This window comes from bacterium (assembly GCA_019637795.1).
Classification (GTDB): Bacteria; Desulfobacterota; Binatia; order HRBIN30; family CADEER01; genus JAHBUY01.
Map to the genome: position 1 here is coordinate 58250 of JAHBUY010000005.1, position 25791 is coordinate 84040.

General features: G+C 71.3%; 25 protein-coding genes and 1 riboswitch. Of the genes, 14 read left to right on the forward strand and 11 right to left on the reverse strand.

Annotated features, from left to right (window positions below; genetic code table 11):
• Position 1 precedes the first annotated feature (1 nt).
• From lptB to lptC, 3 genes are read right to left on the reverse strand one after another with little or no spacing between them, the layout of a single operon-like run.
• Positions 2 to 748, reverse strand: coding sequence for an LPS export ABC transporter ATP-binding protein (lptB, locus tag KF840_17210; protein MBX3026646.1), 747 nt, complete (start codon positions 746 to 748; stop codon positions 2 to 4).
• Positions 738 to 1292 (reverse strand): lipopolysaccharide transport periplasmic protein LptA, encoded by a 555-nt coding sequence (lptA, locus tag KF840_17215; protein ID MBX3026647.1) that lies wholly within the window; start codon positions 1290 to 1292, stop codon positions 738 to 740. The genes lptB and lptA overlap by 11 nt, the downstream gene beginning before the upstream one ends.
• A gap of 11 nt (positions 1293 to 1303) precedes the next feature.
• Positions 1304 to 1876 (reverse strand): LPS export ABC transporter periplasmic protein LptC, encoded by a 573-nt coding sequence (gene lptC, locus KF840_17220; protein ID MBX3026648.1) that lies wholly within the window; start codon positions 1874 to 1876, stop codon positions 1304 to 1306.
• Between the two features lie 109 nt (positions 1877 to 1985).
• Here lptC and KF840_17225 point away from each other — a divergent pair, with 109 nt between their 5' ends.
• On the forward strand, positions 1986 to 2738 hold the full coding sequence (locus KF840_17225) for a CDP-diacylglycerol O-phosphatidyltransferase (GenBank protein MBX3026649.1): 753 nt from the start codon (positions 1986 to 1988) through the stop codon (positions 2736 to 2738).
• 57 nt (positions 2739 to 2795) lie between these two features.
• Here the strand turns inward: KF840_17225 and KF840_17230 are convergent, their stop codons facing one another.
• Entirely contained in the window at positions 2796 to 3671 is an 876-nt protein-coding gene (locus KF840_17230; GenBank protein ID MBX3026650.1) for a M48 family metallopeptidase, read from the reverse strand.
• A 137-nt stretch (positions 3672 to 3808) separates the two neighbouring features.
• Here KF840_17230 and KF840_17235 point away from each other — a divergent pair, with 137 nt between their 5' ends.
• The 4 genes from KF840_17235 to KF840_17250 are packed head-to-tail and all read left to right on the forward strand — an operon-like array spanning position 3809 to position 7474.
• Positions 3809 to 4774, forward strand: coding sequence for an ABC transporter ATP-binding protein (locus KF840_17235; protein MBX3026651.1), 966 nt, complete (start codon positions 3809 to 3811; stop codon positions 4772 to 4774).
• Between the two features lie 7 nt (positions 4775 to 4781).
• Positions 4782 to 5522 (forward strand): ABC transporter permease subunit, encoded by a 741-nt coding sequence (locus tag KF840_17240; GenBank protein MBX3026652.1) that lies wholly within the window; start codon positions 4782 to 4784, stop codon positions 5520 to 5522.
• A 1-nt stretch (position 5523) separates the two neighbouring features.
• Entirely contained in the window at positions 5524 to 6924 is a 1401-nt protein-coding gene (locus KF840_17245; protein MBX3026653.1) for a GldG family protein, read from the forward strand.
• A 1-nt stretch (position 6925) separates the two neighbouring features.
• Positions 6926 to 7474, forward strand: a complete 549-nt coding sequence (locus KF840_17250; GenBank protein ID MBX3026654.1) for a hypothetical protein — start codon at positions 6926 to 6928, stop codon at positions 7472 to 7474.
• 6 nt (positions 7475 to 7480) lie between these two features.
• On the opposite strand, the gene KF840_17255 is transcribed toward KF840_17250, so the two are convergent.
• Positions 7481 to 7831: a VOC family protein gene (locus KF840_17255; protein ID MBX3026655.1), complete on the reverse strand. Its 351-nt coding sequence runs from the start codon at positions 7829 to 7831 to the stop codon at positions 7481 to 7483.
• A gap of 182 nt (positions 7832 to 8013) precedes the next feature.
• On the opposite strand from KF840_17255, the gene KF840_17260 reads away from it, so the two are divergent.
• Entirely contained in the window at positions 8014 to 8901 is an 888-nt protein-coding gene (locus KF840_17260; GenBank protein ID MBX3026656.1) for a LysR family transcriptional regulator, read from the forward strand.
• A gap of 86 nt (positions 8902 to 8987) precedes the next feature.
• Here KF840_17260 and KF840_17265 read toward each other — a convergent pair whose 3' ends face one another.
• A complete protein-coding gene (locus KF840_17265) occupies positions 8988 to 9665 on the reverse strand; it encodes an A/G-specific adenine glycosylase (GenBank protein MBX3026657.1) in 678 nt (225 codons plus the stop codon).
• Positions 9666 to 9710: 45 nt separating this feature from the next.
• On the opposite strand from KF840_17265, the gene KF840_17270 reads away from it, so the two are divergent.
• On the forward strand, positions 9711 to 10721 hold the full coding sequence (locus tag KF840_17270; GenBank protein ID MBX3026658.1) for a lipo-like protein: 1011 nt from the start codon (positions 9711 to 9713) through the stop codon (positions 10719 to 10721).
• On the opposite strand, the gene KF840_17275 is transcribed toward KF840_17270, so the two are convergent.
• Positions 10722 to 11183: a hypothetical protein gene (locus tag KF840_17275; GenBank protein MBX3026659.1), complete on the reverse strand. Its 462-nt coding sequence runs from the start codon at positions 11181 to 11183 to the stop codon at positions 10722 to 10724. It abuts the gene before it with no gap.
• Between the two features lie 185 nt (positions 11184 to 11368).
• On the opposite strand from KF840_17275, the gene KF840_17280 reads away from it, so the two are divergent.
• The 3 genes from KF840_17280 to hpnI all read left to right on the forward strand — a co-directional run bounded on the left by KF840_17280 (position 11369) and on the right by hpnI (position 15636).
• The gene (locus tag KF840_17280; GenBank protein MBX3026660.1) at positions 11369 to 12487 is read left to right on the forward strand and encodes a gluconate 2-dehydrogenase subunit 3 family protein; all 1119 of its coding nucleotides are present in this window, start codon (positions 11369 to 11371) and stop codon (positions 12485 to 12487) included.
• 3 nt (positions 12488 to 12490) lie between these two features.
• Positions 12491 to 14269, forward strand: a complete 1779-nt coding sequence (locus tag KF840_17285; protein ID MBX3026661.1) for a GMC family oxidoreductase — start codon at positions 12491 to 12493, stop codon at positions 14267 to 14269.
• Positions 14270 to 14421: 152 nt separating this feature from the next.
• Positions 14422 to 15636, forward strand: coding sequence for a bacteriohopanetetrol glucosamine biosynthesis glycosyltransferase HpnI (gene hpnI, locus KF840_17290; protein MBX3026662.1), 1215 nt, complete (start codon positions 14422 to 14424; stop codon positions 15634 to 15636).
• A gap of 14 nt (positions 15637 to 15650) precedes the next feature.
• Here hpnI and KF840_17295 read toward each other — a convergent pair whose 3' ends face one another.
• From KF840_17295 to KF840_17310, 4 genes are all read right to left on the reverse strand, one after another.
• Positions 15651 to 16469 (reverse strand): ABC transporter ATP-binding protein, encoded by an 819-nt coding sequence (locus KF840_17295; GenBank protein ID MBX3026663.1) that lies wholly within the window; start codon positions 16467 to 16469, stop codon positions 15651 to 15653.
• Positions 16459 to 17472 carry an iron ABC transporter permease gene (locus KF840_17300; GenBank protein ID MBX3026664.1) on the reverse strand — a complete coding sequence of 338 codons (1014 nt, stop codon included), beginning with the start codon at positions 17470 to 17472 and terminating at the stop codon, positions 16459 to 16461. The genes KF840_17295 and KF840_17300 overlap by 11 nt, the downstream gene beginning before the upstream one ends.
• 83 nt (positions 17473 to 17555) lie before the next feature.
• Entirely contained in the window at positions 17556 to 18656 is a 1101-nt protein-coding gene (locus KF840_17305; protein ID MBX3026665.1) for a Zn-dependent alcohol dehydrogenase, read from the reverse strand.
• A gap of 46 nt (positions 18657 to 18702) precedes the next feature.
• Positions 18703 to 19554: an ABC transporter substrate-binding protein gene (locus KF840_17310; protein ID MBX3026666.1), complete on the reverse strand. Its 852-nt coding sequence runs from the start codon at positions 19552 to 19554 to the stop codon at positions 18703 to 18705.
• 62 nt (positions 19555 to 19616) lie between these two features.
• Positions 19617 to 19807, forward strand: a riboswitch (cobalamin riboswitch).
• Positions 19808 to 20049: 242 nt separating this feature from the next.
• Between KF840_17310 and KF840_17315 the strand changes: the two genes are divergently transcribed.
• Genes KF840_17315 through KF840_17330 form a run of 4 tightly spaced genes read left to right on the forward strand, consistent with a single transcriptional unit; the run spans position 20050 to position 25733 of the window.
• Positions 20050 to 21477 (forward strand): hypothetical protein, encoded by a 1428-nt coding sequence (locus KF840_17315; protein ID MBX3026667.1) that lies wholly within the window; start codon positions 20050 to 20052, stop codon positions 21475 to 21477.
• Between the two features lie 4 nt (positions 21478 to 21481).
• Positions 21482 to 22414, forward strand: coding sequence for a hypothetical protein (locus tag KF840_17320; GenBank protein MBX3026668.1), 933 nt, complete (start codon positions 21482 to 21484; stop codon positions 22412 to 22414).
• 20 nt (positions 22415 to 22434) lie between these two features.
• Positions 22435 to 24435: a TonB-dependent receptor gene (locus tag KF840_17325; GenBank protein MBX3026669.1), complete on the forward strand. Its 2001-nt coding sequence runs from the start codon at positions 22435 to 22437 to the stop codon at positions 24433 to 24435.
• On the forward strand, positions 24432 to 25733 hold the full coding sequence (locus KF840_17330) for a hypothetical protein (protein MBX3026670.1): 1302 nt from the start codon (positions 24432 to 24434) through the stop codon (positions 25731 to 25733). The genes KF840_17325 and KF840_17330 overlap by 4 nt, the downstream gene beginning before the upstream one ends.
• Positions 25734 to 25791 lie beyond the last annotated feature (58 nt).

Genomic DNA, 25791 nt, shown 5'->3' on the forward strand with positions numbered 1-25791 from the left:
GTTATAGGCTGAACCCCTCTCCCAGGTACAGTTCGCGGGCCCGACGGCTCGCCGCGATCACTTCCGGTGTGCCTTCTTCCAGAATGACTCCGCCGCTGAGGATATACGCTCGGTCACAAATTCCAAGCGTTTCTCGAACGTTGTGATCCGTGATGAGAATGCCGATGCCGCGCGCGCGCAATTGCGTGATGATCGACTGGATGTCGAGCACGGCGATCGGATCGATGCCGGCGAACGGCTCGTCGAGCAGCATGAAGGTCGGCGACGTCACCAGCGCGCGCGAGATCTCCACCCGGCGGCGCTCGCCGCCGGAGAGCGTGTAGGCCGGGCTCTTGGCGAGGTGGGCGATGCTCAGATCCTCGAGCAACTGCGCCAGGCGTTCGCTGCGCTCCTCGTGCGAGAGCGGCAGGGTCTCGAGGATCGCCAGCAGGTTCTCCTCGACGGTCAGGCGGCGGAACACCGACGGCTCCTGCGCCAGGTAGGCGATGCCGATGCGCGCCCGGCGGTACATGGGCTCGCGGGTGACGTCGACGCCGTTCAGCGACACCGTGCCGCCGTCCGGCCGCAGCAGGCCGACCACGCAGTAGAACGTGGTGGTCTTGCCGGCGCCGTTCGGTCCGAGCAGACCGACCACCTCGCCGCCGCGCACCTCGACGCTGACGCCGCCGAGGATGTCGCGCCCGCCCAGGCGCTTGGTCAACCCTTCGGCGCGCAGCAGCCCGCTGGGGCGATGTCCGTCAGCGGCCATGGCGCGGTTCTGCCCCCTCGTTGGGTCGCTGGGTGGGCGGGTAGAGGACGGCGCGCACCCGCTCGGGGCCGCCCTCGACGACGCTGCGCTGCTCGTCGATGAAGACGACGACGCGGTCGCCGGCGACCTCGTTCGGACCGTCGCTCAGCCGCGCGTCGTCACTGAGGGTGACCGTCCGCTTGGCGTCGTCGAACACGGCCCGGCCGCCGGACGCGTGCCGCTCGCCGGCGTCGATCTGCACATTGCCCTCGGCGACGACCTCCTTGGCGCGCTGCGGCCCGTCCTTCGCCAGCGTCACGGTCAGGGTGTCGGCGCGCAACGTCATGTCGGCCTGGGTGACCAGGACGTTGCCGCGGTAGGTGAGCACCATCGTCTTGTAGTCGAATTCCATCTGGTCCGACGCGACGTTCACCGGGCCGCGGTTGCCGCCGAGGGAGAAGTTGCCGAGCAACCCGTCCATGCGCGGCGGCGCCCCGGGCGCGTCCTGCGCGCGAGCGCTGGCAGTCGCCCCCAGGAAGACGAGGGCCGCAATGAGGAGCCGCATCGGGGCTCGCTTCAGGTCGCCGGCTGCAGGACGACGCGCACCTGTTCGGCGAGGCGCAGACGCTGGGCGCCGACCTCGACCTCCATGTGCTGGCCGACGATGTCGAGGCCGCCGCCGGTGATGTGCACGGAGCCGGGCGCGGTCACCAGATCGGTCGCGACCTCGTAGCTGGCGCGATCGGTGCTCAATGCGTAGTCGCCGAGCCGCACGGCGATCGCGCCCTCGACGTCGACCCGCTTCAGCTCGCGGCCGTCGAGAAACACGGTGCCGGTCGTGCCGCGCAACGACACCTCACGCCCGTCGGCGAGGTAGAGCGCGACCACGGGATCGATGACGCTCACGACGCCCTCCCCCTCCCTGTACTGTGCGTCGCGCGCCTCCACCTCCCAGACCTTGCGGCCGTTCTCGACCTTGACGCGGTGGAAGTTCTGGATGCGCTGGGAGACGTCCGGCAGCACCTCGACCGGCGTCGCCGCGCGCTCGGCGGCACGCCGCGCGGCGGCGTCGCGCCAGAGGAGCCAGACCCCACCGCCGATCGTCGCGACCAGCGCGATGCCGACCAGCAGACGGAGGCGCGATCTCATGACAGTGGGGTCGCTAGCATCGACCCCCTGGGGAGTAAAGGCGGCGCAGCGACGTGGCATGGCGGCGCGACAACCTGCTAGGAGAGCGCCGCCGACACGACGGCCGACGATGGCGGAACCCGCACTCCACGAGCCCGGCGCACGCCTGCGCGCCTGGGGCGTGCACCTGTACACCGGCAGCGGCGCGGTGCTGGCGCTGCTGGCGCTCGACGCGGTGATGCGCGATGCCTTCGGCGCCGCCTTCCTGTGGATGGCCATCGCCATGTTCGTCGACTGCACCGACGGCACGCTGGCGCGGCGGGCGCGCGTCAAGCACGTCCTGCCGCAGTTCGACGGCTCGAAGCTCGACGACATCATCGACTACCTCAACTACGTCTTCGTTCCGATCGTCCTCGTGCTGCGCGCCGGCCTGCTCCCGGATCACGCCTGCGCGCTGATCGCCGCGGCACTGCCGCTGCTCGCCAGCGGCTACGGTTTCTGCCAGGCGGCGGCCAAGACGCCGGACCACTTCTTCACCGGTTTTCCGTCGTACTGGAACGTCGTCGCGCTCTACCTGTTCGTCCTCGGCTGGCCGGCCTGGGTGAATGCCCTGGTGCTGATCGTCTTCGCGGTGCTGGTCTTCGTGCCCATCCGCTACCTCTACCCGAGCCGCATGCGCACGGCGCAGAAGACCACCTACGCGCTCGGGGCCGTCTGGGGCGCTTGCGTCTTCTGGATGCTGGCGCAGTTTCCGGCGCCATCGCGCCTGCTGAGCGTGGGCACCCTGCTCTTCCCCGCCTACTACGTCGGCATCTCGGTGTTCCTGCACCTGCGCACGCCGCCGTCGCCGACCCGTCCGGCCGACTACGAGGACGAGCCGTAGCCGCGACCCGCACGGCTCCTGCCGATCGCGGCCGGCGCGCGGCAAGGCGGGCGGCGGTCAGCGGAACCTGGGCTCGTCCGTCGCGCTGCCGCGCCCACTGCTGCCGCCGCCCGTGCCGGCGATCGCCGGCAGCATGGCGTCGGGGGCCGGCGGCGGCCGATAGTACTGCCGCGCCTCGGCGATCCAGCCGCGGATGTCGTCCTGGCGCGTCCCCTCCGCGGGGTGGGTCGAGAGCCATTCCGGGGGCCCCTTGCCGCCCGAATTCTGCTCCATCCGTTGCCACAGTCCGAGCGCTGCCTCGGGGTCGTAGCCCGCCTTGGCCATCAGGATGAGACCGATGCGATCCGCTTCCGACTCCTGCGAGCGGCTGAATGGCAGCGCGACGCCGACCTGGGCGCCGAGCCCGTAGGCCGTCATGATCGCCTGCTGGGTCGCCGCGCTCTGGCCGCCCGAGGCGATGGCCACCGCGGCTCCGGCGGCCTGCAGCGCCATGCCGGTGCTCATGCGCTCGGCGCCGTGCCGCGCCAGGGCGTGCGCCACCTCGTGCCCGATCACCGTCGCCAGGCCAGCCTCGTCCTTGGCGATCGGAAAGATCCCCGTGTACACCGCGACCTTGCCGCCCGGCAGGCAGAACGCGTTCGCCTGCTTGGGATCGTCGATGACCGTGAACTCCCACTGGTACTCCGGTTTGTCGGCGGCGGCGGCGATGCGGCGCCCGACCTCCTGCACCGGCGCGGTGATCCGCGGATCGCGGACGATCTTCTCCTTCTTCAACACCTGCTGGTACGCGGCGGCGCCGAGCCTCAGATCGTCGGATTCCGCCATCATCATGAATTGGCTGCGATTGGTGTACGGAACCGTCGAGCAGCCCGACAGCGCGAGCAGCGTCAGTCCGAGCGCCGCGCCCGCGCCCCTCCATCCTGCGGCCGACATGGCCGCATTCTAGGCGTCGCGCGGAGGCGGAAAAAGCCCTCCGTCCGATCGCGGTTTGAGCCCATTCCGCCCCTCGACTAGGATGCGGAGCGGCCACCGGGTGCGGCCGCTCACCTCCGATCGATGCCGACCGAGCCATGATCTCCGCCGAGCGACTGACCAAGCGCTTCGGCGCCTTCACCGCCATCGAGGACGTGTCGTTCGAGGTCGCGCGCGGCGAGATCGTGGGGTTCCTCGGACCGAACGGCGCCGGCAAGACCACCACCATGCGGATCCTCGCCGGCGTCTTCCCCCCCACTCACGGACGGGTGCGGATCGACGGGCACGACACGGCGCGCAACGCGCTGCGGGCGCGGACGCTGGTCGGGTACTTCCCGGAACGGGTGTCGGTCTACCTCGACATGACGGTGCAGCACTACCTGCGCTACGTCGGCGAGATGAAGGGCCGGCACCGGCGCGACGCGCGCCGCGACGCCGCGGCGGCGATGGCGAGTTGCAGCCTCGAACCGGTCGCCGACCGCCTGATCGGCACCCTGTCGAAGGGGTTCCGCCAACGCGTCGGCATCGCCCAGGCCCTGGTCGGCGCGCCGCGCGTGCTCATCCTCGACGAGCCGACGGCCGGCCTCGATCCCGAGCAGGTCGCCGACATGCGCGGCCTCATCCGCGACCTGCGCGCCGAGCGCACGGTGATCCTCTCGACCCACATCCTCCCCGAGGTCGAGGCCACCTGCGATCGCGTGATCATCATCCACCGCGGCCGCGTCCTCGCCCTCGACACCCCCGCCAACCTCAACCGCCGCGTCCGCCGCGTCGCCCAGGTCGTCGTCGAGGTGCACGGCCCGCCAGCCGAGGTGCTGCCGGCCCTGCTGGCCGTGCCCGGGGTGCGAGCCGTCGACGCGCTGCCGGGGGAGGGCACGCACGCCCTCGTCAGCGCCGATCCCGACCGCGACCTGCGCGAGGATCTCGCCGCCGCCGTCGTCGGCCGCGGCTGGGGCCTGCGCGAGCTGCGCCCCAAGACGCTGACCCTCGAGGAGATCTTCCTCGCCCTGGTCGCCAGCCCGTCCGACGCGCCGGCGGCAGACACGGCGGCGCGCGGCACGTGACGCGACGATGAAGCTGCTGGTCATCTGCCGGCGCGAGCTGTCCGCCTACTTCGGGTCGGTCGCCGCCTACGTCCTGCTCGCCGTCTTCCTCGTGCTGAGCGGGTACTTCTTCTACAGCGACCTCATCTTCTTCATCCTCTTCGGCGGCTTCACGCTCGCCACCGGCCTGTGGCAGTTCGTCTTCCTCGACATGCGCATGGTGGCGATGCTGATCCTGCCGCTGCTCACCATGCGGCTGCTCGCCGAGGAGAAGAAGCTCGGCACCATGGAGCTGCTGTGGACGTATCCGGTGCGCGACGGCGAGATCGTGCTCGGCAAGTTCCTCGCCGCCCTGCTCTTCTACCTCGCCATGCTGCTGCCGACCGCGGCGGGACCGGTCGTCTTCCACCACTACCACGCGTTCGACGTGCCGCCGGTGCTCGCCGGCTATCTCGGCATGGTGCTGCTCGGCGCCGCTTTCATCGCCTGCGGCCTCTTCGTCTCCTCGCTGACCGAGAACCAGGTGGTCAGCGCCATGGTGACCTACGGCATCATCGTCCTGTTCTGGTTCATCACCTGGAACGAGGAGGCGGCGACGCACGACATCATGCGCTGGCTGCTCGGCGTCTCGCTGTTCGACCGCTTCTTCAACTTCACCCGCGGCGTCATCGACACCCGCGACGTCGTCTTCTTCGTCCTCTTCACCGGTTTCTTCCTCTTCCTCACCTGGCAGTCGCTCGCCACCCGGAGCTGGCGGGGGGTGCGCTGACATGGCGGCGCGTCCGCTGCTGTCGCCGTCGCTGCGCGGCTGGCTGCAGCTCGGCGTCCAGGTCGCGCTCGTCCTCGTCCTGCTGATCGTTCTCGAGCTGCTGGCGACGCGCCACAACCAGCGCTTCGACCTGACGCCGGCCAAGACCTTCGAGCTGTCGGGAAGCGCCCGCCAGGTCGCCGCCGGCCTCGACCGGCCGCTGCGCGTCACCGCCTTCTACAACAGCCAGAGCGCCGACAGCCGGCGCGACATGAACGATCTGCTCGAGCAGTTCGCGGTGGCGGCGCCGGACTTCACCTACCGTCTGGTCGATCTCGACCGCTCGCCGGCGCTGGCCGGCAAGTACAACGTGTCGAGCTACAACAGCGGCGTCCTCGAAGCCGGTGACGACCTCATCCGCCTGCGCTCGATCGACGAAGCCGAGCTCACCGCCGCCCTGCTCAGCCTGAGCCGCGCCCGGCAGCGCACCGTCTGCTTCCTCACCGGGCACGCCGAGCGCAGCCCGGAGGACACCGACGAGCGCGCCGGCTACTCCGAGCTCGGCCGGGCGCTGACGCGCGAGCGCTTCGGCGTCGACGTCCTGCGCACCCTGCCGCGCCAGGGCGTGCCGACGCACTGCACGGTGCTGGTGCTCGCCGGCCCCTCCAAGGACCTGCTCCCGGGCGAAGCGGATGCGCTGCTCGGCTACCTGCGCGGCGGCGGGCGCGTGCTCCTGCTGGTCGATCCCGATGCGCCCCCCTCGGTGATCGACTTCCTGCGCGGCGTCGGCATCGAGGCCAGGCGCGACCTCATCGTCGACGAGCAGAACCGCTTCGTCGGCGCCGACAGCTTCATGCCGCAGGTGCTGCGCTTCCGCGCCGAGACCTTCCACAACGCCCTGACCTCGCCGGCGGTGCTGTCGCTGGCGCGCCCGGTCGGCCCGCTCGGCGACGACCGTCCCCCCGGCATCACCGTGACCTCGATCGCCGCCACCAGCCCCGACAGTTGGGCGATGGCCGACACCGTCACGCCGCCCGAGGGCGAGCCGCGCTTCCGGCGCGAGGTCGATCACCCGGGGCCGCTCTCGGTCGGCGTCCTCGCCACGTTCGCACCCGAGGCCGCGGACGCGCCTCCGGGCCAACTGATGGTGTTCGGCGACTCCGACTTCGCGACCAACTTCTACCTGGATCTGCTCGGCAACCGCGACCTGATCCTCAGCGCCATCGCGGTGCTGGCCGAGGACCCGGCGCTGGTGGCGGTGCGGCGCAAGAGCCAGCCGGGTGGAACGCTGTCGCCGATCTCGCTCACCGCCGCCGAGAGCCGCACCGTGTTCTGGGCCTCGGTGCTGGTGATGCCGCTGGCCGCGCTGCTGATCGGATCGCTGGTCGGCGTCCGCCGCCTGCGCCAGCGCGGAGGACGCTGAGGTGGGCTGGCGCGGCACCGTGGCGCTGCTCGTCGTGGTGGTCGCCGCCGCGGCGTACCTCTACCACGATGTGAATGCCGGCCGGACGGACGGCTCGTGGAGCGCCATCTTCGAAGAGCCGCAGGAGCCGCCGCCGGCCGATCTGGTGAAGCGACTGCTGGCGTTCGATGCCGCCGGCATCACCGCCATCACGGTCCGCCGCGGCACCCAGGAGTGGCGCGCCGAACGCACCGCCGACGGCTGGTCGGGCGCCGGCAGGGCCACCGACATGAACGACTTCCTGCACGACCTCGCGGCGCTCGCCGAGATCATGCCGATCGAGGTCGCGCCCGACACCCTGCGCGATCACGGGCTCGATCCGCCGCAGGCCTCGATCGAGCTGACGCGAAGCGGCGCGCCACCGCTGGTGCTGCTGGTCGGCGCCCGCAACCCGCCGGCCACCGGCGTCTACGTCCGCGTCGGCGCCGACGGTCCGGTGGTGCTCACCGGCGCCCTCCTGCTCTGGGACCTCGAGAAGATCGAGCGCGCTCTCGCCCCGCCGCCGTCGTGACGGCCGTCAGCGCGGCGCATCGGTGAGCTCGATGACGTTGCCGTCGGGGTCCTGGAGCCAGAGCTGATTGCCGCCCGGATCCAGCGTCGCGATGCCGAGGTCGGCCAGCTCGCGGCGCGCCGCAGCGAGATCGTCGACCGCGAGGGCGAAGTGCGGGCCGCTGGGATCGAGCGCCGGCGGCGGCGGCGCGCCCTCGATCAGGTGCAACTGCCCACCGCCGATCCCGTACCAGCGGCCCGGGATCCCGAAGTCCGGACGCGGCAGCGGGCGCAGCCCGAGCACCCCTTCATAGAATGCGATGGCGCGCGCCAGATTCGCCACGCGGATCGAGCAGTGATGCAGCGTCGTCGGCGTCATGCGGCCTCCGTGTGCTGCGGATAGTGACCCGATCCGCGGCGGGCGCGCAATCGCCGCGGAACGACCAGTCCGCTCGCCGCGCGGGTCGCCGCTCGCGCTCCGCCGTCGCGTCTCCCTCCCACCCGCGGACGCCGCACGTTGGCTTGACTCTCGGATGTCGGCGCCTAGGATTAGCAACGTTTATGCATATCGAGACCTTGAAAGTCTTTTGCGACGTGGTCGAGACGGGCAGCTTCTCCCTGGCGGCCTCGCAGAACTTCATCACCCAGTCCGCGGTCAGCCAGCAGTTGCGGGCCCTCGAGGCCAAGTACCGGTGCAAGCTGCTGGAGCGCAGCCGCGGCGGCGCCAAGCCGACGCCGCAGGGCGCCATCCTGTACCGGACGAGCCGCGAGATCATCGACCGCTTCCAGGACGTCGAGGCCGAGCTGCAGCACAGTTGCGCGGTGGTCGGCGGCCACCTGCGGCTGGCCATCGTCTACAGCGTCGGCCTGCACGAGCTGCCGCCGTACCTGAAGGAGTACCTGCGCAACTACCCGGAGGTGAACGTCCACGTCGAGTACTCGCGGCCGAACAAGATCTACGAGAACGTCATCGCGCAGCAGATCGACCTCGGCATCGTCGCCTACCCGCAGAAGCACCCGCAGATCATCATCACGCCGCTGCGCGAGGACCATCTGGTGCTCGCCTGCGCGCCGCAGCACCCGCTCGCCAACGCCAAGAAGATCTCCGTCTCGCGGCTCGACGGCGAGACGATGGTCGGCTACGAGCGCGACATCGCCACCCGCAAGGCGACCGACCAGATGCTGCGCAACCACCACGTGAACGTCCACTACGCGGCCGAGTTCGACAACATCGAGACCATCAAGCGGGCGGTGGAGATCGGCCAGGGCGTCGCCATCGTGCCCCTGCCGGCCATCCGCCTCGAGGTCGAGCACGGGCTGCTGAAGGTCGTGCGGCTCACCGACGAGACGCTCCTGCGGCCGCTGGGCATCATCCACAAGCGCGGCCGCCACCTATCGCCGGCGGCGGAGAAGTTCGTCGACATCCTCCGCCGGGACGACATCGCGTAGAACGGGCAACGCCGTCAGCCACCCGCGGTCGGGCGTCAGCCGAACGCGGCCGACGGCCGGGCGCCGCGGGTCGAGCGTGGTCGTCCCTATCCGCGGTCCGTCTTCCGCGCCGCGCAACCGCGGCGCACCGGGCAGGCGGGACAGTCGGCGCGGCGCGCCTGACAGATGGTGGCGCCGAGGTCCATGATCGCCTGGTTGAAGTCGCCGGCGGCGCCGGCGGGCGTGACCTGGGCCGCGAGATCCCACAGACGGCGGTGCAACACGGCCTTGCCGCCGCGGACGCGGATCCCGAACCAGCGCTGCAGCACCCGCGCCGCGTTGGTGTCGAGGATCGGCTCGTCCCGGCCGAAGGCGATGCTGAGCACCGCCCCGGCGGTGTAGCGGCCGATGCCGGGCAGCGCGCGGATGCGCTGCGCGTCCGCCGGCAGGCGACCCGCATGCTCCGCGACGACGATGCGCGCCGTGCGCTGCAGGTTGCGGGCGCGGGCGTAGTAGCCGAGCCCCTCCCAGGCTTCGCGCACCTGCGGTTCGTCGGCCGCCGCCAGGGCGGCGAACGAGGGGTACTGGCGGACGAAACGCCGGTAGAATCCCTTCACCCGCTCCACCTGGGTCTGCTGCAACATCACCTCCGAGACCAGGATCCGATACGGATCGCGGGTCCGCCGCCACGGCAATCGGCGGCCGTTGGCGCGGTACCAGGCCAGCAGGAGGCGCTGGAAGCGCCGCACGGCGGCGGCGGGCGGGGCGGGGCGCGGGCGGCGCATTTCTCAGGCGACAATCGAATTGCCGGCCGATAGCATGGGGACGCGATGGTCGCCTCGAAGCCCATCCGCAAGCTGCGGCGCTGGTTGATCGCCGAGTGCACTCGGCTCCTCACCCAGCCGCTCGCCACCTACGTCCAGCGCGTCCCGAACAACGTCGACACGCTGCAGCGCACGCTGCGCAAGGGCGACGTGCTGCTGGTCGAGGGCGACCAGCGCATCAGCCAGGTGATCCGCTACCTGACGCAGAGCTCGTGGTCGCACTGCGCGCTGTACGTCGGCGACGAGCTGCTGCAGCGCGACCCGGCGCGCGCCGACGAGCTGCGGGCTCGCTTCGGCGACGCCGCCCAGCACCTGCTCATCGAGGCCGAGGCCGGCGACGGCGTCGTCGTCAGCCCGCTCGCCAAGTACGAGCGCTACAACATCCGCATCTGCCGACCGCAGGGGCTGCATCGCGAGGACGTGGACGCGGTGATGAGCCACGTCATCGACCACCTCGGCGTGCGCTACAACGTCCGCCACCTCTTCGAGCTGGCGCGCTTCTTCTTCCCGGTGAGCCTGGTGCCGCGGCGCTGGCGGCGCGCCGCGCTCGCCTTCGGCGGCTCGCGCTCGGGACGGGCGGCGATCTGCTCGACCATGATCGCCGAGGCCTTCGCGCGCGTCGGCTATCCGATCCTGCCCGAGGTGGTGCTGATCGACGCCGGCGCGCCCGGCCCGTGGTGGCGGCGCTGGATGGGTTACCACAGCGGTTTGCCGGCGGTCCGCTTCCGGCGCGCCAACACGTCGGTGATCACGCCGCGCGACTTCGACCTGTCGCCCTACTTCGAGGTGGTGAAGTTCAACCACCTCGGCGATCCGCGCTTCGATTACCGGCAGATCGTCTGGGAGGATGCGCCGCACGCGCACGATGCCAACGGCAATGGCAATGGCAGCGAGATCGCCGCCGCGACGGCGCCGCCGGCGCCCGCCGCGCCGGCGACGCTGGAGCGACCGGCGGGACCGCGACGCCGGTTGCTGCGTCTGCGGCCCGCCTTTCTCAATCGCTCGAGCGCGAGCTGATCACTTCTTGCCGCCACCGCGCGGCGTCATGTCGAGGTCGGGCGGCGGCGCGTCGGGAAGCTGCCAACGGATGTAGGGCTTCTCCTTCAGCTCGTGGTAGGCGTTCGCCATGTCGATCGCGGAGTGGAACGCGGCTTCGAAGGCGGCGAAGTCCTTCTTTTCGATCGCGGTCTCGAGCGGCTTCCAGTTCTCTTCCAGGAACTGGTTCAGCGCCTCCTCGTGCTTCGGCCGCATGAAGGCGCCGAGCTCCATCAGACCGCGGATCTCCTTGTACTGGAACTTGGCCATCGGCCAGTTCTCCGCCTTGGCGGCGTAATACAGCTTCCAGGTGCGCGCGCCGACCTCGGGCATGAGGCGCGCCAGACCGGGCTGGATGGTCGCCATGTCCTCGAGCGTCATGCTGTTCTTGCCGCTCCAGAACGTGAGCGACTTCACCTTCGCTTCGAATTCCTCGTCCGTCATCGGTTCGATCTCCCGCTGTGGCGTGTCCGTGCCGCCGGTGGTGAAACGGCTGTTTGTCTATCGGAAGGCGCGCGCGGGGGTCAATCCACGCCGCGCGCCGTCGTCCTGTCCGGATCCGCGCCGGACGGCGCGGCCGGCGACGACATTTGCCAAAGCGCAGGGACGCGGATAGCTCTGCGAGCATCATGCCCGGGATCGACGAGCTCTTTCGCATCGCCGTGCGCCGGCGTCGCTTCCTGCAGGGCGTTGCCGTCGCCTCGGGCGCCCTGCTCGCGCCGCGCTGGGCGCGCCGCGCCGGCGCCACGGCGCCGGCGCCGTTGGCCGGCTTCCTCAGCGACGAGCAGTACCGCGCCGTCGAAGCGCTGACGGCGCGCCTGGTGTCGGCGGACGACGGTCAACCCGGCGCGCGCGAATGCGGGGTCGCGGATTACGTCCAGGGGCTGCTCTCCGCCTTCCCAGGCGCCGACGCCAATGCCGACGGCCGGGTGAGCGCCGCCGACCTCACCGCCGTCGGGCTCGCCACCGGCGGGTCCGATCCCAACGCCGACGCGAATGGCGACGGCGTGGTCGACGACGGCGACCGCGCGACGACGGTGGCCTCGCTCTTCGGCGGCCCGGTGCTCGCCGGCCCCCCGGCGTTCGCGGGGCGGCCGATCTTCGCCGGCGGGCCATTCAGCGATCGCAACCCGTACCCCGATGCCCGCACCGGCACGCCGTCGAACGACTTCCCGGCCAACGCCTTCGCCAGCGCGCTGCCGCTGAGCCGACTGCAGCGGCTGGCCTGGACCGTGCGCCTGCTCGGTGCCGACGCCGTCCCCGAGGTGCGCGACAACCCCCTGGCCCGGACGCTCGCCGACGTGGACCTGCGCGCCCGCTACCGCGATGGCCTGGCGCTGGTGGCGTCGATCAGCGCCGCCGACTACGGCGCGCCGTTCGCCCAGCTCGCCCCGGCCCAGCAGGACGCGGTGATCGCGAAGCTCAAGCGTCAACTGCGCCCGTTCTACGACCTGCTCGTCGACCACACGATCGAGGGCATGCTGTGCGCGCCCGAGTACGGCGGCAATCGCGACCTCGCCGGCTGGACGCTGGTCGGCTTCGATGGCGACAGCCAGCCGCTCGGCTACACCATCTTCGACGAGACGATCGGCGACTACCGCGAGCGTCCCGACAAGCCGAATTCGCGCCTCGATCCCGACGATCCGTGCAGCGGCTTCAGCCCCGGCATGACGCAGTTCCTGCGCGTCGTGCTGGTACAGCTCGCTGGCGCGACCGAATTCCCCACACCGTTCTGCTTCGACGAGTGACCGATGGGCCAGTCCTCCGCCGTCCCCAACGTGCTCGGCAACACCAGCCTCGACCGCTTCGACGCCGTGATCGTCGGCAGCGGCGCCGGCGGCTCCGCCGCCGCCTACGTGCTCACCAGCGCCGGCAAGAACGCGCTGATCCTCGAAGCCGGGGACAACAATTTTCCCGGCCTCGACGACCCGGCGCCCGGCATGCCGGTGCCGCGCTACGGCAACGACGAGCTGAAGGCGGCGGTCCGGCTGTTCGACCGCCAGGACCCGATCCTCGAGCCGCGCACCTTCCGCGTCACGGATGCCGTCGCCGCGCAGCCGAACGAGGACGTCAACATCCTCAACCGCACCGTCGGCGGCACCACCGTCCATGCCGACATGAAGTACCCGCGCTTCAACGACGTCGACTTCCGCCTCGCGTCGGCGCTCAGCGAGGCCGGGCGCCTGCCCGCCGACGCCAGCTTCATCGACTGGCCGTTGACCTACGACGAGCTCGAGCCCTGGTACACCGAGGCGGAACGCATCACCGGCGTCGCGGGGATCGCCGGCGACGATCCGTTCGCCTCGTGGCGCTCGGGGCCGTACCCGATGCCGCCGTCGCCGGAGATGTACGTCGGCCGGCTGCTCTCGGCGGCGGCGCGGCAGGCCGGTTACACGCCCTTCCACTATCCGGCGGCGATCAACTCCCGCCCCTATCCGGCGGCGCCGGCGCTGCAGCGGCCGCCCTGCGTCAACTGCGGCTTCTGCTCCGGCTTCGGCTGCCCGAACAACGCCAAGAGCTCGGCCGCGGTGACGACGCTGCGCGCCGCGCTGCTGAGCGGCCGCTGCCAGTTGCGTTTCAACTGCCACGTGCGCCGACTCCTCGCCGCGGGGCGCCGCGTCAGCGCCGTCGAGTACGTCGACCCCAGCGGCGCCGTCCGCACCGCCAGCGGCGACCACGTGATCCTCGCCGCCAGCGCGATGGAGAGCGTGCGCCTGGCGCTGCTCTCCGATCTCGCGCTGGGCGACGGGCCGGCCTACCACCTCGGCCGGCACATGCTCTTCCACTACCAGACCAACGGCGTCGGCATCTTCAAACAGCGCATCCACGGCGAGCGCGGCCAGGCGGTGACCAACGGCATCTCCGACTTCCGCGGCGTCGCCGAGGGCGGCACCGCCCTGCATCCGGACGGCCGGCCGCTGGCCGGCATCGTCGAGTTCGGCACGTCGTCGGAGCCGATCAGCACCGCCAAGTCGTCGAAGCAGGCGCTCGACGTCGCCGCGAACATCCCCAGCATCCGCAACGTGACCCTCAAGCAGCTCCTGGTCGAGAGCCCGTTCCACGCCCACATCGCGGTGATGATCGTCCAGGCCGAGGACGCCCCGCAGGCGACCAACCGGGTCGATCTCGACCCCGACGTGCGCGACGTCTTCGGCCTGCCGGTCGTGCGCCTGACCTACGCCAACCACCGCTTCGAGCTCGACGCGGCCGAGTTCTACAAACCGAAGCTGGTCGAGATCATGCGCCTCGCCGGCGCCCAGTTCGGCTTCATCGACCCGAGCAGCGGACCGCCGCGCAGCCGTCACGTCCTCGGTGGCCTGCGCATGGGCAGCACGCCGGACGAGTCCGTGACCGACGCCTACGGCCGCTTCCACGGCTTCGACAACCTCCACTGCATGGACGGCGGCGTCATGCCGACCGGTTCGGGCTACAACCCGACCCTCACCCTGATCGCCCTCGCCCTGCGCGCCGCCGCCCACATCGCCGATCCCGAGAGCCCCGAACGGCGCATCGGCCAGGGCCCGCTCTGACGCCGAGGGCGGCGCCGCAGCGCCCGGCTCCGATTGACTCGCCAGGCGGTCAGCGGTAGGAACCCGAACATCCGCAACGCACAAAACGCCCGCTTCGGTGGGCGATTTTTTGGACCCGTACCTGACCGGCCGGTCAAGGGGGTGGAGTGGAGATGGAGTCACTGCTGAGTGTCGGGTTGCTGCAGTTTCCGATCGCACTCGGGCTGGTCGCCTCGGCCATCTTCTACGTCATCGAGATCTGGTCGGCGCGCCAGTTCTTCCGCCCCCGCCCCGTCGTCCACCCGCTGTTTCAGCCGCCGGTCACCATTCTCAAGCCGCTCAAGGGCGTCGACGTCGAGCTGTACGAGAACCTCGCCACCTTCTGCCGGCAGATCTACCCCGAGTTCGAGATCATCTGCGGTGTCGCCGCGGCGGACGACCCGGCGATCGAGGTGGTGCGCCGGCTGCAGCGCGACTTCCCCCACGTCGCCCTCAGCCTGGTGATCGATGGCCGCGTCTACGGCACCAATTACAAGGTCTCCAACCTCCACAACATGTATCGCCACGCCAGGCACGACGTCATCGTGCTCGCCGACAGCGACATCCGGGTCGGACCCGAGTACCTGACGCGCGTCGTCGAACCGCTGCGCGACCGCCGGGTCGGCGTCTCCACCTGCCTCTACCGGGCCGTCAACACCGGCGGCCTGCCGACGCTGATCGAGTCGCTGTTCATCAACACCGACTTCGCCAACCTGGTCATGCTGGCGCGCAAGGTGGAAAAGGCGAGCTACGCCTTCGGCGCCACGATCGCGATGCGTCGCGAGGTGCTGGACGAGATCGGCGGCTTCCTGCCGATCGCCAACCTGCTCGCCGACGACTACGAGATCGGCTACCGCGCCTTCCAGCGCGGCTACGTCAACGAGCTCAGCACCGAGGTCGTCGACACGGTGCTCTCGGTCGGGAGCTGGCGGCGGCTCTACGACCACCAGGTGCGCTGGGCGCGCACCTACCGGGTGAACCGCCCCGGCGGCTACTTCGGCAGCATCCTCACCCACGGCACCTTCTGGGCCCTGCTCAACGTCCTGCTCAACGGCTTCAGTCCGCTGAGCTGCCTGGCGAGCGGCGGCCTGCTGGCGTTGCGCTACACCGCCGCGGCGCGCATGGCGTGGACGCATCTCAAGACCGACCACGGCCTGGCGGCGCTGGCGTTGGTCGCACCCAAGGACCTGTTCGTCACGGCGGTCTGGTTCGCCGCCTTCGCCGGCAATACCGTGGTGTGGAGCGGACACCGTTTCGAGGTCGGCTCCGGCGGCGAGATGGAGGACCTGACGTCGAGCCCGGCGATGGCGGCGCCGGACGAGGCCGAGCCGCATCGCCAACGCGCGTAGCGCCGCGCTGCTTCTCAGCCGAACTCTCTGCGCAACCGCTCGCGGTATTCGCGGCTGAGCGGCAGCACGTTCACCGCCCCGGTGACGTCGTTCATCGCCACGTAGACCTCGGTGCCGTAGACGGCGGTCAGCGTCGCGTAGGTGATCACCTGCGCCGGCGTGCCGTCGCCGGCCACCGCGCCGCCGGCGAGCAGGATCAACCGATCGCAGTACAGCGCGGCGATGTTGAGGTCGTGCAGCACGCTCACCACGGTCATGCCGGCGCGCTGCAGGTCGCGCAGCAGGTCGTACATCTCGACCTCGTGGCGGATGTCGAGGAAGGCGGCGGGCTCGTCGAGCAGCAGGATGCGCGGCTCCTGCGCCAGGGCGCGGGCGAGGATCACCCGCTGGCGCTCGCCGCCACTCAGCTCGGTGACGCGACGTCCCGCCAGCGCCAGGGTCTCGGTTCGCTCCATCGCCCGCCGCGCCGCCGCCAGATCGCGCTCGCCCTCGAAGGCGAAGCCGGAGCCGTGCGGCGTGCGGCCCAGCAGCACCATCTCCATGACGGTGAACGGCAGCGTCACCGCAGTGTCCTGCGGCACGACGGCGACGACGCGCCCGAGGGCGGCGCGCGACAGGCGCGCCGCCTCCCGTCCCTCGATCGCCACGCTGCCGCGCCACGGCCGCAGGTAGCCGCTCATCAGCTTGAGCAGCGTCGACTTGCCCGAACCGTTCGGCCCGATCACGCCGACGAATTCGCCCCGCGCCACGGCGCAGGAGACGTCCCGCACCACCGCCTCGGCGCCGTAGCCGAAGGTCACGCCCGCGAGGGCGAGCGCCGCGTCACTCGACACCGCGCCCCCCCTCGCGCCGCAGCAGGTAGACGAAGAAGGGCCCGCCGCACAGGGCGGTGACGACGCCGACCGGGATCTCCATGCCGCCGCCGACGCTGCGCGCGACGGTGTCGGCGAGCAGCAGGAAGATGGCGCCGGTGAGCGCCGAGGCGGGCAGCAGCAGCCGATGATCGGCGCCGATCAACAGGCGCGTGATGTGCGGCACGATGAGACCGACGAAGCCGATCATGCCGCTCACCGACACCGCCGCGCCGACCAGCAGCGACGAGACGACGAAGGCGGTGCGGCGCACGCGGCCGACATCGACGCCGAGCTGCGCCGCGCTCTCCTCGCCCAGGCTCATGGCGTTGAACCGCCGCGCGTGCAGGGTCAACCAGGCGAGGCCGACCAGCACGTAGGCGGCGCTGGCGGCGACCAGCGCATAGCTCTGCGTCTGCAGGCTGCCGAGCAGCCAGAAGAGGATGCCGTGCGCCTGAAAGAAGTCGGCGAGCGCGTTCAGCGCCATGATCAGCGCGCCGCAGAAGGCGTTGGTGACCACGCCGGCGAGCAGGAACATGTACGGCTGCAAGCGGCCGTTGACGCTGCCCACCCGATACACGATCACCATCGCCAGCAGGCCGCCGGCGAAGGCGCCGATCGGCACCAGCACCGCCGGCAGCGCGCCGCTGCCGCCGAGCATCAGCATCGCCGCCGCGCCGACCGCGGCGCCGCCGGAGACGCCGAGCATGTGCGGGTCGGCGAGCGGGTTGCGCAACAGCGCCTGCAGCACCGTCCCCGCGGTCGCCAGCGCCGCGCCGACCACCGTCGCCAGCAGCGCCCGCGGCAGGCGGATGCGGAAGAGGATGGTGCGGTCGACCCCGGCGTCGGCGACCGCCCGCGCCAACCCGATCGACTCGCTGCCGATGAGCGCGCTGAGCAGAATGGCGGCGACGAGGATGGCCAGCAGCGCCGCGAGCACGCGCCGGAAGCGCGCCGGAGTGAGATGGGTGTCGGGCACGCGCATCCCCGTTCGCCGATTCGCGTCCGTCCGTGGACGAGCCCCCGATCCGACGCGCGCGCGCGACCCGCGATCGGGGGAACCGCTCGTCACGAGCAGTGCAGCACCGTGCGCACGCCTCGCGCGGCCCGCAGATCGTCCATCGCCGCATTGATCTCGGCCAGCGGGCGGCGAGCGGTGATCAGGGCGTCGAGGTCGAGGCGGCCGGCGCGATACAGGTTGAGCAGGCGCGGGATGTCGCGCAGCGCGTTGCAGCTCCCGAGCGCGCAACCGACCACCTTCTTCTCGGTGAGCGTGAAGAGCGCCGCCGGCGACAGGGTCACCGCATCCTCGATCGGCGCCGCGCCGACGCACACCGTCGTGCCACCGGCGCGCGTCGCCGCCACCCCGGCCTGGATGAGGCTCGCGCGGCCCACGGCGTCGAAGGCGTAGTCGACCCCGATGCCGGTGAGCGTGAAGGCCGCCGAGGCGACGTCGACTCCGGCCGGATCGAGCAGATCGGTGGCACCGAGCGCCTCGGCCTTTTCCCGCCGCGCCGCGACCGGATCGGCGGCGATGATGCGCGACGCGCCGGCCAGGCGCGCGCCCTGGACGATGCTGAGCCCGATGCCGCCCAGGCCCATCACCAGCACCGTCGCCCCTTCCTCGACGCGCGCGGTGTTGAGCACCGCGCCGACTCCCGTCTGCACCGCGCAGCCGACGACGCAGGCCACCTCCGGCGGCACGCCGCCGGGAATTTTCACCGCCCCGGATACCGGCACGTTGACGTACTCGGCGAAGGCGGCGAGGCCGACGCCGCGGAAGATCGTCTCGCCGCGGCGGCTCAGCCCCGTGCTGCCATCGGCGAACGTGTTGGTCTGGATGGCGGTCGCGTTCACGCACACGCCGGGCTCGCCGCGGACGCACCAGTAGCAGGCGCCGCAGGGCGGGATGGGACTGAGCACCACCGCGTCGCCGACCGCGATGCCGGTGGTGTCGGGGCCGAGCGCGGAGACGATGCCGGCCGCTTCGTGGCCGAGAATGATCGGCGTCGGCGACGGGAACACGCCGTCGACGATGCTGAGGTCGGAGTGGCAGACGCCGCAGTGCGTGACCCGCACCTGCACCTGCCCGGCGCGCGGCGGCGCGATCTCGACATCGTCGCAGTAGCGCACCGGGGCTTCGGCCTGCTCGAGAACGGCGGCTCGCATGGTGGCGCCTCGTAGCACCGTCGGATGGCGATTTGTAGAGGCTCGCTCAGGGATCGGCGGACGCGAAGCGCTCGGGATGGAGGAAGCGCGCGACCGTCGCCAGCGTCTGCGCGACGCGCGGCCCCGGGCGCAGCAGCTCGTAGGCGCGATAGCCGTGGATGCGCCGGTCGCGCACCGCGGGGATGGTCGGGAAGTCGCTCCAGAAGGCGACCGACGCGGCGCCGTCGGCGGCCTCCTCGCTGCCCATGCTGGCATCGATGATCACCTGCGGCGCCTGCGCGACGATGAGCTCGAGGCTCAGGTTCGGCCAGCGCTGACCGCTGCCGGCGGCGATGTTGGTGCCGCCGGCGCGGGTGACGAGCTCGTCCTGGTACGTGCCGGCACCGGCGGCGATGAACGGGGCGCGACCGACGAGCAGCAACGCGCGCACGGGCTCCACGCCGGCCACCCGCGCCTCGACCGCCCGCACGTCGCGCTCGATGTCGGCGACCAGGCGCGCCCCCGCTTCCGGCTCGCCGACCGCGTCGGCGATGCGGCGCACGGCCTCGAGGATTTCGGCGATCCGCTCCGGGTCGACGATCAGCACCGGCAGGCCGAGGTCGCGCAGCCGCTCCACCGGCGCGCGATTGCCGGGGCTCGGCACCGCGATCACCAGGTCCGGCTGCTTGGCGAGGATGCGCTCGACATTCGGCTGCAGGAAGGTGCCGACCTTGTCGACGTGGGTCGCCGCCTCGGGATAGTCGCAGTAGGTGGAAACCCCGACGACGCGCTCGCCGACGCCGAGCGCGAACAGCGTCTCGGTCACCGACGGCGCCAGCGAGATGATCCGCTGCGGGGCCGCCGCGGCAACGGGCGCGGCGAGCGCCAGCACCAGCGCGATGAGCCAGGCGCGTCGCATCCCCGTCACCTTCCCGGTGCCGAGCCGCGAGCGCAACAGATGGGGCCAAATGTATTGACCGGCGCGAAAGGCTCGTGCTAGCCAGCACGCAACGTTGATGAGTTGAGGGAAGCCGGTGCGACACCGGCGCGGCCCCCGCCACTGTAACCGGTAACGAACGCGGCACGTTCGCCACTGTCCCGAAAGGGGATGGGAAGGCGCCGTCAGTAGAAAGCCGGAAGCCAGGAGACCTGGCTCAGCAGCGTAGTTCGATGTCCTCCGGGGTGTGGGGACGAGAATCATGCTGACAGGTTCTCCCAACCATACCCGGGACGCGCATGCGTCGCCGGGTTTTTTGTTGGCCCGACGGGCCACGCGGCACTCCTCCGGCCGCACCGGCGATCGCTCTCGAGGCGGTCGCGATCCGCCGCGCATCCCACCCATGCTCCGCCCGCGGGCCGCGCAGGCCCGCGTTCCGACATCGCGATCGCCAATCACTTCTCTGGAGGGGGAACCATGCAGCAGCTCCGCACCGTCACCGCCGCGCTCGTCGCCGGCGCCGTGCTCGCCGGTCCGGCGGTGGGCGGCGTCACCGCGCCGGCCGGCTACATCTATTCGACACAGCTCCTCGCCAACCTGACCCAGGGCTGCATCGCCGCCGGGCCGGGCGGCACCTTCGTCGGCATCGGCGCGACCTTCACCGCCAATGCCCAGGCCATCGTTCTCGCCCGCGAGTCCGGCGACCTGCGCCTGGTGGCGATGGGCTTCAGCTCGATCACCGACTGCGCCTACGATGCGGCCACCGACGCGCTGTACGTCACCGACAACGCCGACAACGCCGACCTCGGCATCACCACCTCGTTCGCCGGCAACACCGGCGCGCAGACCGGCGACACGGTGTTCCGCATCCCCAACGCCTCGACGGCGAGCGGCCTCGGCGCCGCCGGGCTCGAGTTGCTGCCCGCCAACAGCATCGAGTTCGCCGCCAACGTCGCCATCGACGCCGGCGGCGCCGTGCTGGTGAGCGATGCGGCCGGCGGCACCAGCGGCAGGGTCCTGAGGATCACCGCCGGCCCGAGCGTGAGCCCCCTGGTATCGGGCCTCGCCTACGCCGGCGGCATCGCCCTGGCGCCGGGCAGCGGCGATCTGTTCGTCGCCGAGAACCTCGGCCTGCCGTTCTTCGACAACCAGGTCCGCCGCTACACCGCCGCCGGAACGCCGCTGCCGCCGGTGCCCTTCGCCGGCCCGAGCTACGGCTTCGGGTCGCTCGACCTGGCGTTCAACAGCGACGGCCGCCTCCTCGCTTCCGGGAACTTCGGCGCCGACGTCGTGTCGTTCGACATCGCCACCGGCAGCTCGGTCCCCTTTGCCGGCGGCCTGACGTTCGCATCCGGCATGACCGTCGATCCGTTCACCCATCGGGTGCAGATTCTCTCGTCCACCTTCACCGGCGCCGCCGAGGACAGGTCCCTGCACCGCTTCACGCCGATCGACCGCCTGCTCGCCGGCGGCGGCGCTTCGAAGAGCGACTGCGCCGTCGAGCTCTACGGCCTCGCGGCGACCGGCAAGACCGCCACCTGCGTCGACGGCGCCGCCTGCGACGCCGACGGCACGGTGAACGACAGTTGCCTCTTCCCGATCGGGCTGTGCTTCAACGTCGCCGACCCCAACCTCAGCGACTGCAGCGACGGCGACACCATCGCCGAGCTGCGCCTCGACGCCAAGCCCGCCAGCGCCGCCATCGCGACGCTGGCGCGCTCGATCGACGCGGCGCTGCCGATCGGCGGCACCACCTGCCAGTTCAGCGACGGCTATGCCCTGCCGGTCGGGCAGAGCGGCGGCGGCAAGAAGGACGGCAAGGCGACCCTCAAGGTGAAGGCCAGGACCGGCGACGGCCGGGTCGACACGGACGTCGTCAAGCTGGTCTGCTCGCCGGCTCCGTGAGCGCGTGCCGACCCATCGCCACCTGATCGCGGCGCTCGCGGCGGCGTTGCTCGCCGCGAGCGCCGTCAGCGCCGCCGGCGATCCGTTCGCCGACGCCGTCGTCGACTTCACGGTCGGCGACGGCGGCGGCTTCGGCAGCGACCTGCTGCCCGACATCGTCCTCGGCCCGCCGCGCGGCGGCGGCCCGCTGCAGCAGTCGCTCGACGTCGTCTCGCTCGGCAACCGCGGCGTCATCACCCTGCGCTTCGATCTGCCCGTGATCTGCGACGGACCGGGCCCGGACTTCACCGTCTTCGAGAACGCCTTCCACGTCGGCACGCCCGACGGTCCGGTGTTCGAGGAATACGGCATCGTCTCGGTCAGCCAGGACGGCACCACCTTCATCGACCTGCCCTACGACCCGATCACCCACTCCGGCCTCGCCGGCCGCACCCCCGTGCTCAGCCACCCCGACAACGGCATCGACCCGCTCGATCCCACGGTGTCCGGCGGCGATGCCTTCGACCTCGCCGCCGTCGGCCTGCCGTGGGTCGCCTTCGTGCGCATCACCGACCCCGGTCCCGACATCCCCGACCCCGGCGACCGCATCCCGCCGGGCGACAAGGGCGGCTTCGATCTCGACGCCATCGCGGCGCTGCACGCCTGCGATCCCGGCAGCCAGGCCAGTGTCACCCCGACGTTCACGCCCACCGCGACGCCGCTCGCCGGCGCCACGGCGACGCCGACCACCGCCGCCGTGCTGCCCGGCGACCTCGACGGCGACGGCCGCGTCGACGACGCCGACCGCGCCTGGCTGGTGCGCGAGATCTTCGATGGCGACGGCGACCGGCGCGACGACGCCGGTGGCGGTGACGTGGCCTCCGGCGCGCAGGTGGACGTCAACGGCGACGGTCTGATCACCGCGGCCGATCTCGCCGCCATCGCGCGAGCCCGCTGATGCGCGCGGCGAGCCGGTACATGCGCGCCGCGATCGGGTCCGGACTCCTCCTCGTCGCCGTCGCGGCGCGCGCCGACGACGAACCGCCCGCCGGCGCGGTGCTGCTGCCCGAGGTCGAGGTCACGGCCGAGCCGCCGAGCGAGGCCGAGCGGAAGGCGCCCACCGCTTTCGTCTCGGAGGTCGACGTCGGCAGTCGCAACCGCGCCCTCGACACCGCCGTCGACGCGCTGGAGGAGGCGGCCGGCGTCCAGGTGCAGCGCTACGGCGGCCTCGGCGCCTTCTCCACCATCTCGATCCGCGGCTCGTCCGCCAACCAGGTGCCGGTGTACCTCGACGGCGTGCCGCTCTCGCAGGCGCAGAATCAGACCGTCGATCTCTCGACCCTGCCCCTCGACAGCCTGCAGCGCATCGACGTCTACCGCGGCACCATCCCGGTCGGCTTCGGCGGCGGCGGCATCGGCGGCGTCGTCAACCTGATCACCAAACCGCCGTCGGCCACCCCGTCGACCGAGCTGCAGGCCGGCTACGGCTCGTTCGAGACCCGCAAGGTCGTCGCCTCGCACACCCAGCAGGTCGACGGCGTCGACCTGCTGGGCCACGTCACCTACCTCGGCAGCAAGGGCAACTTCACCTCTTTCAACGACAACGGAACCCCCGACAATCCGACCGACGACGGCGAGACGACGCGCGTCAACAACCAGTTCGACGCGGTCGGCGGCCTGGCGCGCGCCGGGCGCGACCTCGGCGACGGGCTCCGCCTCGATGGCACGCAGGAGCTCTTCTATCGCAGCCAGGGCGTACCCGGGCCAGCGACGGTCCAGTTCACGCAGCCGTCGCTGGAGGAGCTGCGCTCGCTCACCTACCTGCGCCTGTCCGCGGCGGGGCTGGCGGGGAATGCCGTCGACACCTCCGGCACGCTGTACGGCGTCTACAGCTTCCAGAATTTCTTCAGCCCGCCGCAGGACTTCGGCCCCTACGACACCCACAACCAGACCGCCGTGGCGGGCGGCAGCAACACCGGCACCTGGTACACGCCGTGGCAGCAGTCGCTGTCCTGGTTCGACGAGGTGGCCTACGAGCAGTTCTTCCCGTACAACGGCGCCGCCGTCGACGTGCCGGCCGACGGACCCGACCAGACCCGCCTGCGCGTCACCCTGGCGGCGCAGGACGAGGCGCGTCTGTTCGACGACCGCCTGCTGCTGGTGCCGAGCCTGCGCTACGAGCACCTGTTGGACGATTTCAGCGGCGTCAACCTCGCCAACCAACCCGACACGCCGCCGATGACCAACAACCTCGATCTGGTCTCGCCCAGTTTCGGCGCCATGCTGCGGCTGACCCCCTGGGCAGCGCTGCGCGGCAACGTCGGCTACTTCCAACGGGCGCCGAACTTCGCCGAGCTGTTCGGCAACACCGGCAGCGTGCTCGGCAACGCCGACCTCAAACCGGAGAAGGGACTCAACGCCGACGTCGGCGCCACCGCCACGTCCGGAGCCTGGCGCTGGATCGACCGCGCCCTGCTCGAGCTGGCGCTGTTCAACACCGACTACGACGACCTGATCACCTTCGAGGCGACGAGCCCGGACCAGTTCCGCGCCATGAACATCGGCAAGGCGCGGGTGCGCGGCCTCGAGCTCAGCGCCGCCGGCGCCGCGCTGCGGCACCTCGGCCTGCAGCTCAACTACACGCACCAGCAGTCGGAGGACCGGAGCGGCGACTACACCGATGGCAACCAGCTTCCGCTGCGCCCCGACGACGAGCTGTTCCTGCGCCTCGAGGCCTTCGTCCCCTGGGCCAGCACCTACTACGAGTACACGTTCATCAGCTCCAACCCGACGACGGTGGGCAATTTCATCACCGTGCCGAGCCGCTCGATCCACACCGTCGGCGCCTCGCTGCAGCCGTATCCGTGGATGACCGTCCAGTTCCAGGCCGCGAACATCACCAATGCCGACATCCGCGACCTCGGCGACTTCCCGCTGCCGGGCCTGACCCTGTTCGGCAGCATCACGGTGACGCTGTGACGGGCGCGGCGACGACGCGGACCGCGGCGGACCGCCTCCGCGCCATCTGCGGCCTGCTGCTGCTCCTCGTCGCCCTCCCGGCGGGGGCGGCCTGCACCGGCGACTGCGATCGCGATCGCACCGTCTCGATCGCGGAGCTGCTGATCGGCGTCAACGCGGTGCTCGACGGCCGCGCGCCGCTCGCCTGCGCCGCGTTCGACAGCGACGGCGACGGCGCGGTGGGCATCGACGAGTTGGTGGCCGCCGTCGGTCATGCGCTCGGGCGCTGCCCGGCGGACACCCAGGCCTTCGTCGTCACCAGCACCTTCGAGGAAGGATCGTTCGCCACCGTGGCCCTCGCAGCGCCGCGCGCGGTGACGCCCTCGACGCCGCAGCGGCGCATCTTCCGCGACGCGGTGGCGCGCGGGTTCGGGGACCTGATCTACGTCCTCAACCGCCTGTATGCCGACAACCTCCAGGTCCTCGACCCCGCCAACGGCCTGCGGACGCGGCTGCAGTGCTCGACCGGCAACGGCACCAACCCACACGACATCGCGGTGGTCTCCGCCCACAAGGCGTACGTCACGCTGTTCGAGAGACGCGAGCTGCTGATCGTCGATCCCGCGGCGCCGCGCGACTGCAGCGGCTTCCTCCGCGGCCGCATCGATCTCTCCTCGCTCGCCGACGCCGACGGCATTCCGGACATGGATCAGATGGCGATCGTCGGCGACCGGCTCTACGTGTCGCTGCAGCGGCTCGACATCAAGTCGGTGTTGCGCCTGCCGGCGACCAACGGCGCCCTCGCGGTCGTGGACCTCGCCACCGATCGCGTGCTCGGCGGCATCGAGCTCACCGGCGCCAACCCGTTCGCCGCCACCAAGGGCCTGACGGTGCGCGACGGCGCGCTGTGGATCGCCGAGGCGGGCGAGTTCAACGTCCTCGACGGCGGCCTCGAGCGCGTCGACCTGCGCACCGGCACCGCCAGCGGCTTCGTCGTCACCGAGGCCGCGCTCGGCGGCGACATCACCGACTTCGCCATCGTCTCCGACCACCTCGCCTATGCGATCATCAGCCGTCCCGGCTTCACCAACGCGCTCGTCTCCTTCGACCCCGCCACCGGGCGTCTGCTCGCCACCCACCACACGAGCAGCGGCTACACGCTCTTCGACATCGAGCTGAACGACCGCGGCGAGCTCTACCTGGCCGATCGCACGCGACGCGCACCGGGCATTCGCGTCTTTCGCGCCAGCGACGGCACCCCGCTGACCGACGGGGTCCTCGATCTCGTCCTCCCCCCCTTCGAAATCGTCTTCCGGTGACAGGGCGCGGTCCGGGGTCGCCTTGCGATCCCGGACGGGGTAACTGGCGTAGCGATGG

Excerpts from the sequence above, each read along its gene's own strand:
- lptB (MBX3026646.1), bottom strand. The coding sequence starts at position 748 with ATGGCCGCTGACGGACATCGCCCCAGCGGGCTGCTGCGCGCCGAAGGG.
- lptA (MBX3026647.1), bottom strand. The coding sequence starts at position 1,292 with ATGCGGCTCCTCATTGCGGCCCTCGTCTTCCTGGGGGCGACTGCCAGC.
- lptC (MBX3026648.1), bottom strand. The coding sequence starts at position 1,876 with ATGAGATCGCGCCTCCGTCTGCTGGTCGGCATCGCGCTGGTCGCGACG.
- KF840_17225 (MBX3026649.1), top strand. The coding sequence starts at position 1,986 with ATGGCGGAACCCGCACTCCACGAGCCCGGCGCACGCCTGCGCGCCTGG.
- KF840_17230 (MBX3026650.1), bottom strand. The coding sequence starts at position 3,671 with ATGTCGGCCGCAGGATGGAGGGGCGCGGGCGCGGCGCTCGGACTGACG.
- KF840_17235 (MBX3026651.1), top strand. The coding sequence starts at position 3,809 with ATGATCTCCGCCGAGCGACTGACCAAGCGCTTCGGCGCCTTCACCGCC.
- KF840_17240 (MBX3026652.1), top strand. The coding sequence starts at position 4,782 with ATGAAGCTGCTGGTCATCTGCCGGCGCGAGCTGTCCGCCTACTTCGGG.
- KF840_17245 (MBX3026653.1), top strand. The coding sequence starts at position 5,524 with ATGGCGGCGCGTCCGCTGCTGTCGCCGTCGCTGCGCGGCTGGCTGCAG.
- KF840_17255 (MBX3026655.1), bottom strand. The coding sequence starts at position 7,831 with ATGACGCCGACGACGCTGCATCACTGCTCGATCCGCGTGGCGAATCTG.
- KF840_17260 (MBX3026656.1), top strand. The coding sequence starts at position 8,014 with ATGCATATCGAGACCTTGAAAGTCTTTTGCGACGTGGTCGAGACGGGC.
- KF840_17265 (MBX3026657.1), bottom strand. The coding sequence starts at position 9,665 with ATGCGCCGCCCGCGCCCCGCCCCGCCCGCCGCCGCCGTGCGGCGCTTC.
- KF840_17270 (MBX3026658.1), top strand. The coding sequence starts at position 9,711 with ATGGTCGCCTCGAAGCCCATCCGCAAGCTGCGGCGCTGGTTGATCGCC.
- KF840_17275 (MBX3026659.1), bottom strand. The coding sequence starts at position 11,183 with ATGACGGACGAGGAATTCGAAGCGAAGGTGAAGTCGCTCACGTTCTGG.
- KF840_17280 (MBX3026660.1), top strand. The coding sequence starts at position 11,369 with ATGCCCGGGATCGACGAGCTCTTTCGCATCGCCGTGCGCCGGCGTCGC.
- KF840_17285 (MBX3026661.1), top strand. The coding sequence starts at position 12,491 with ATGGGCCAGTCCTCCGCCGTCCCCAACGTGCTCGGCAACACCAGCCTC.
- hpnI (MBX3026662.1), top strand. The coding sequence starts at position 14,422 with ATGGAGTCACTGCTGAGTGTCGGGTTGCTGCAGTTTCCGATCGCACTC.
- KF840_17300 (MBX3026664.1), bottom strand. The coding sequence starts at position 17,472 with ATGCGCGTGCCCGACACCCATCTCACTCCGGCGCGCTTCCGGCGCGTG.
- KF840_17305 (MBX3026665.1), bottom strand. The coding sequence starts at position 18,656 with ATGCGAGCCGCCGTTCTCGAGCAGGCCGAAGCCCCGGTGCGCTACTGC.
- KF840_17310 (MBX3026666.1), bottom strand. The coding sequence starts at position 19,554 with ATGCGACGCGCCTGGCTCATCGCGCTGGTGCTGGCGCTCGCCGCGCCC.
- KF840_17315 (MBX3026667.1), top strand. The coding sequence starts at position 20,050 with ATGCAGCAGCTCCGCACCGTCACCGCCGCGCTCGTCGCCGGCGCCGTG.
- KF840_17325 (MBX3026669.1), top strand. The coding sequence starts at position 22,435 with ATGCGCGCCGCGATCGGGTCCGGACTCCTCCTCGTCGCCGTCGCGGCG.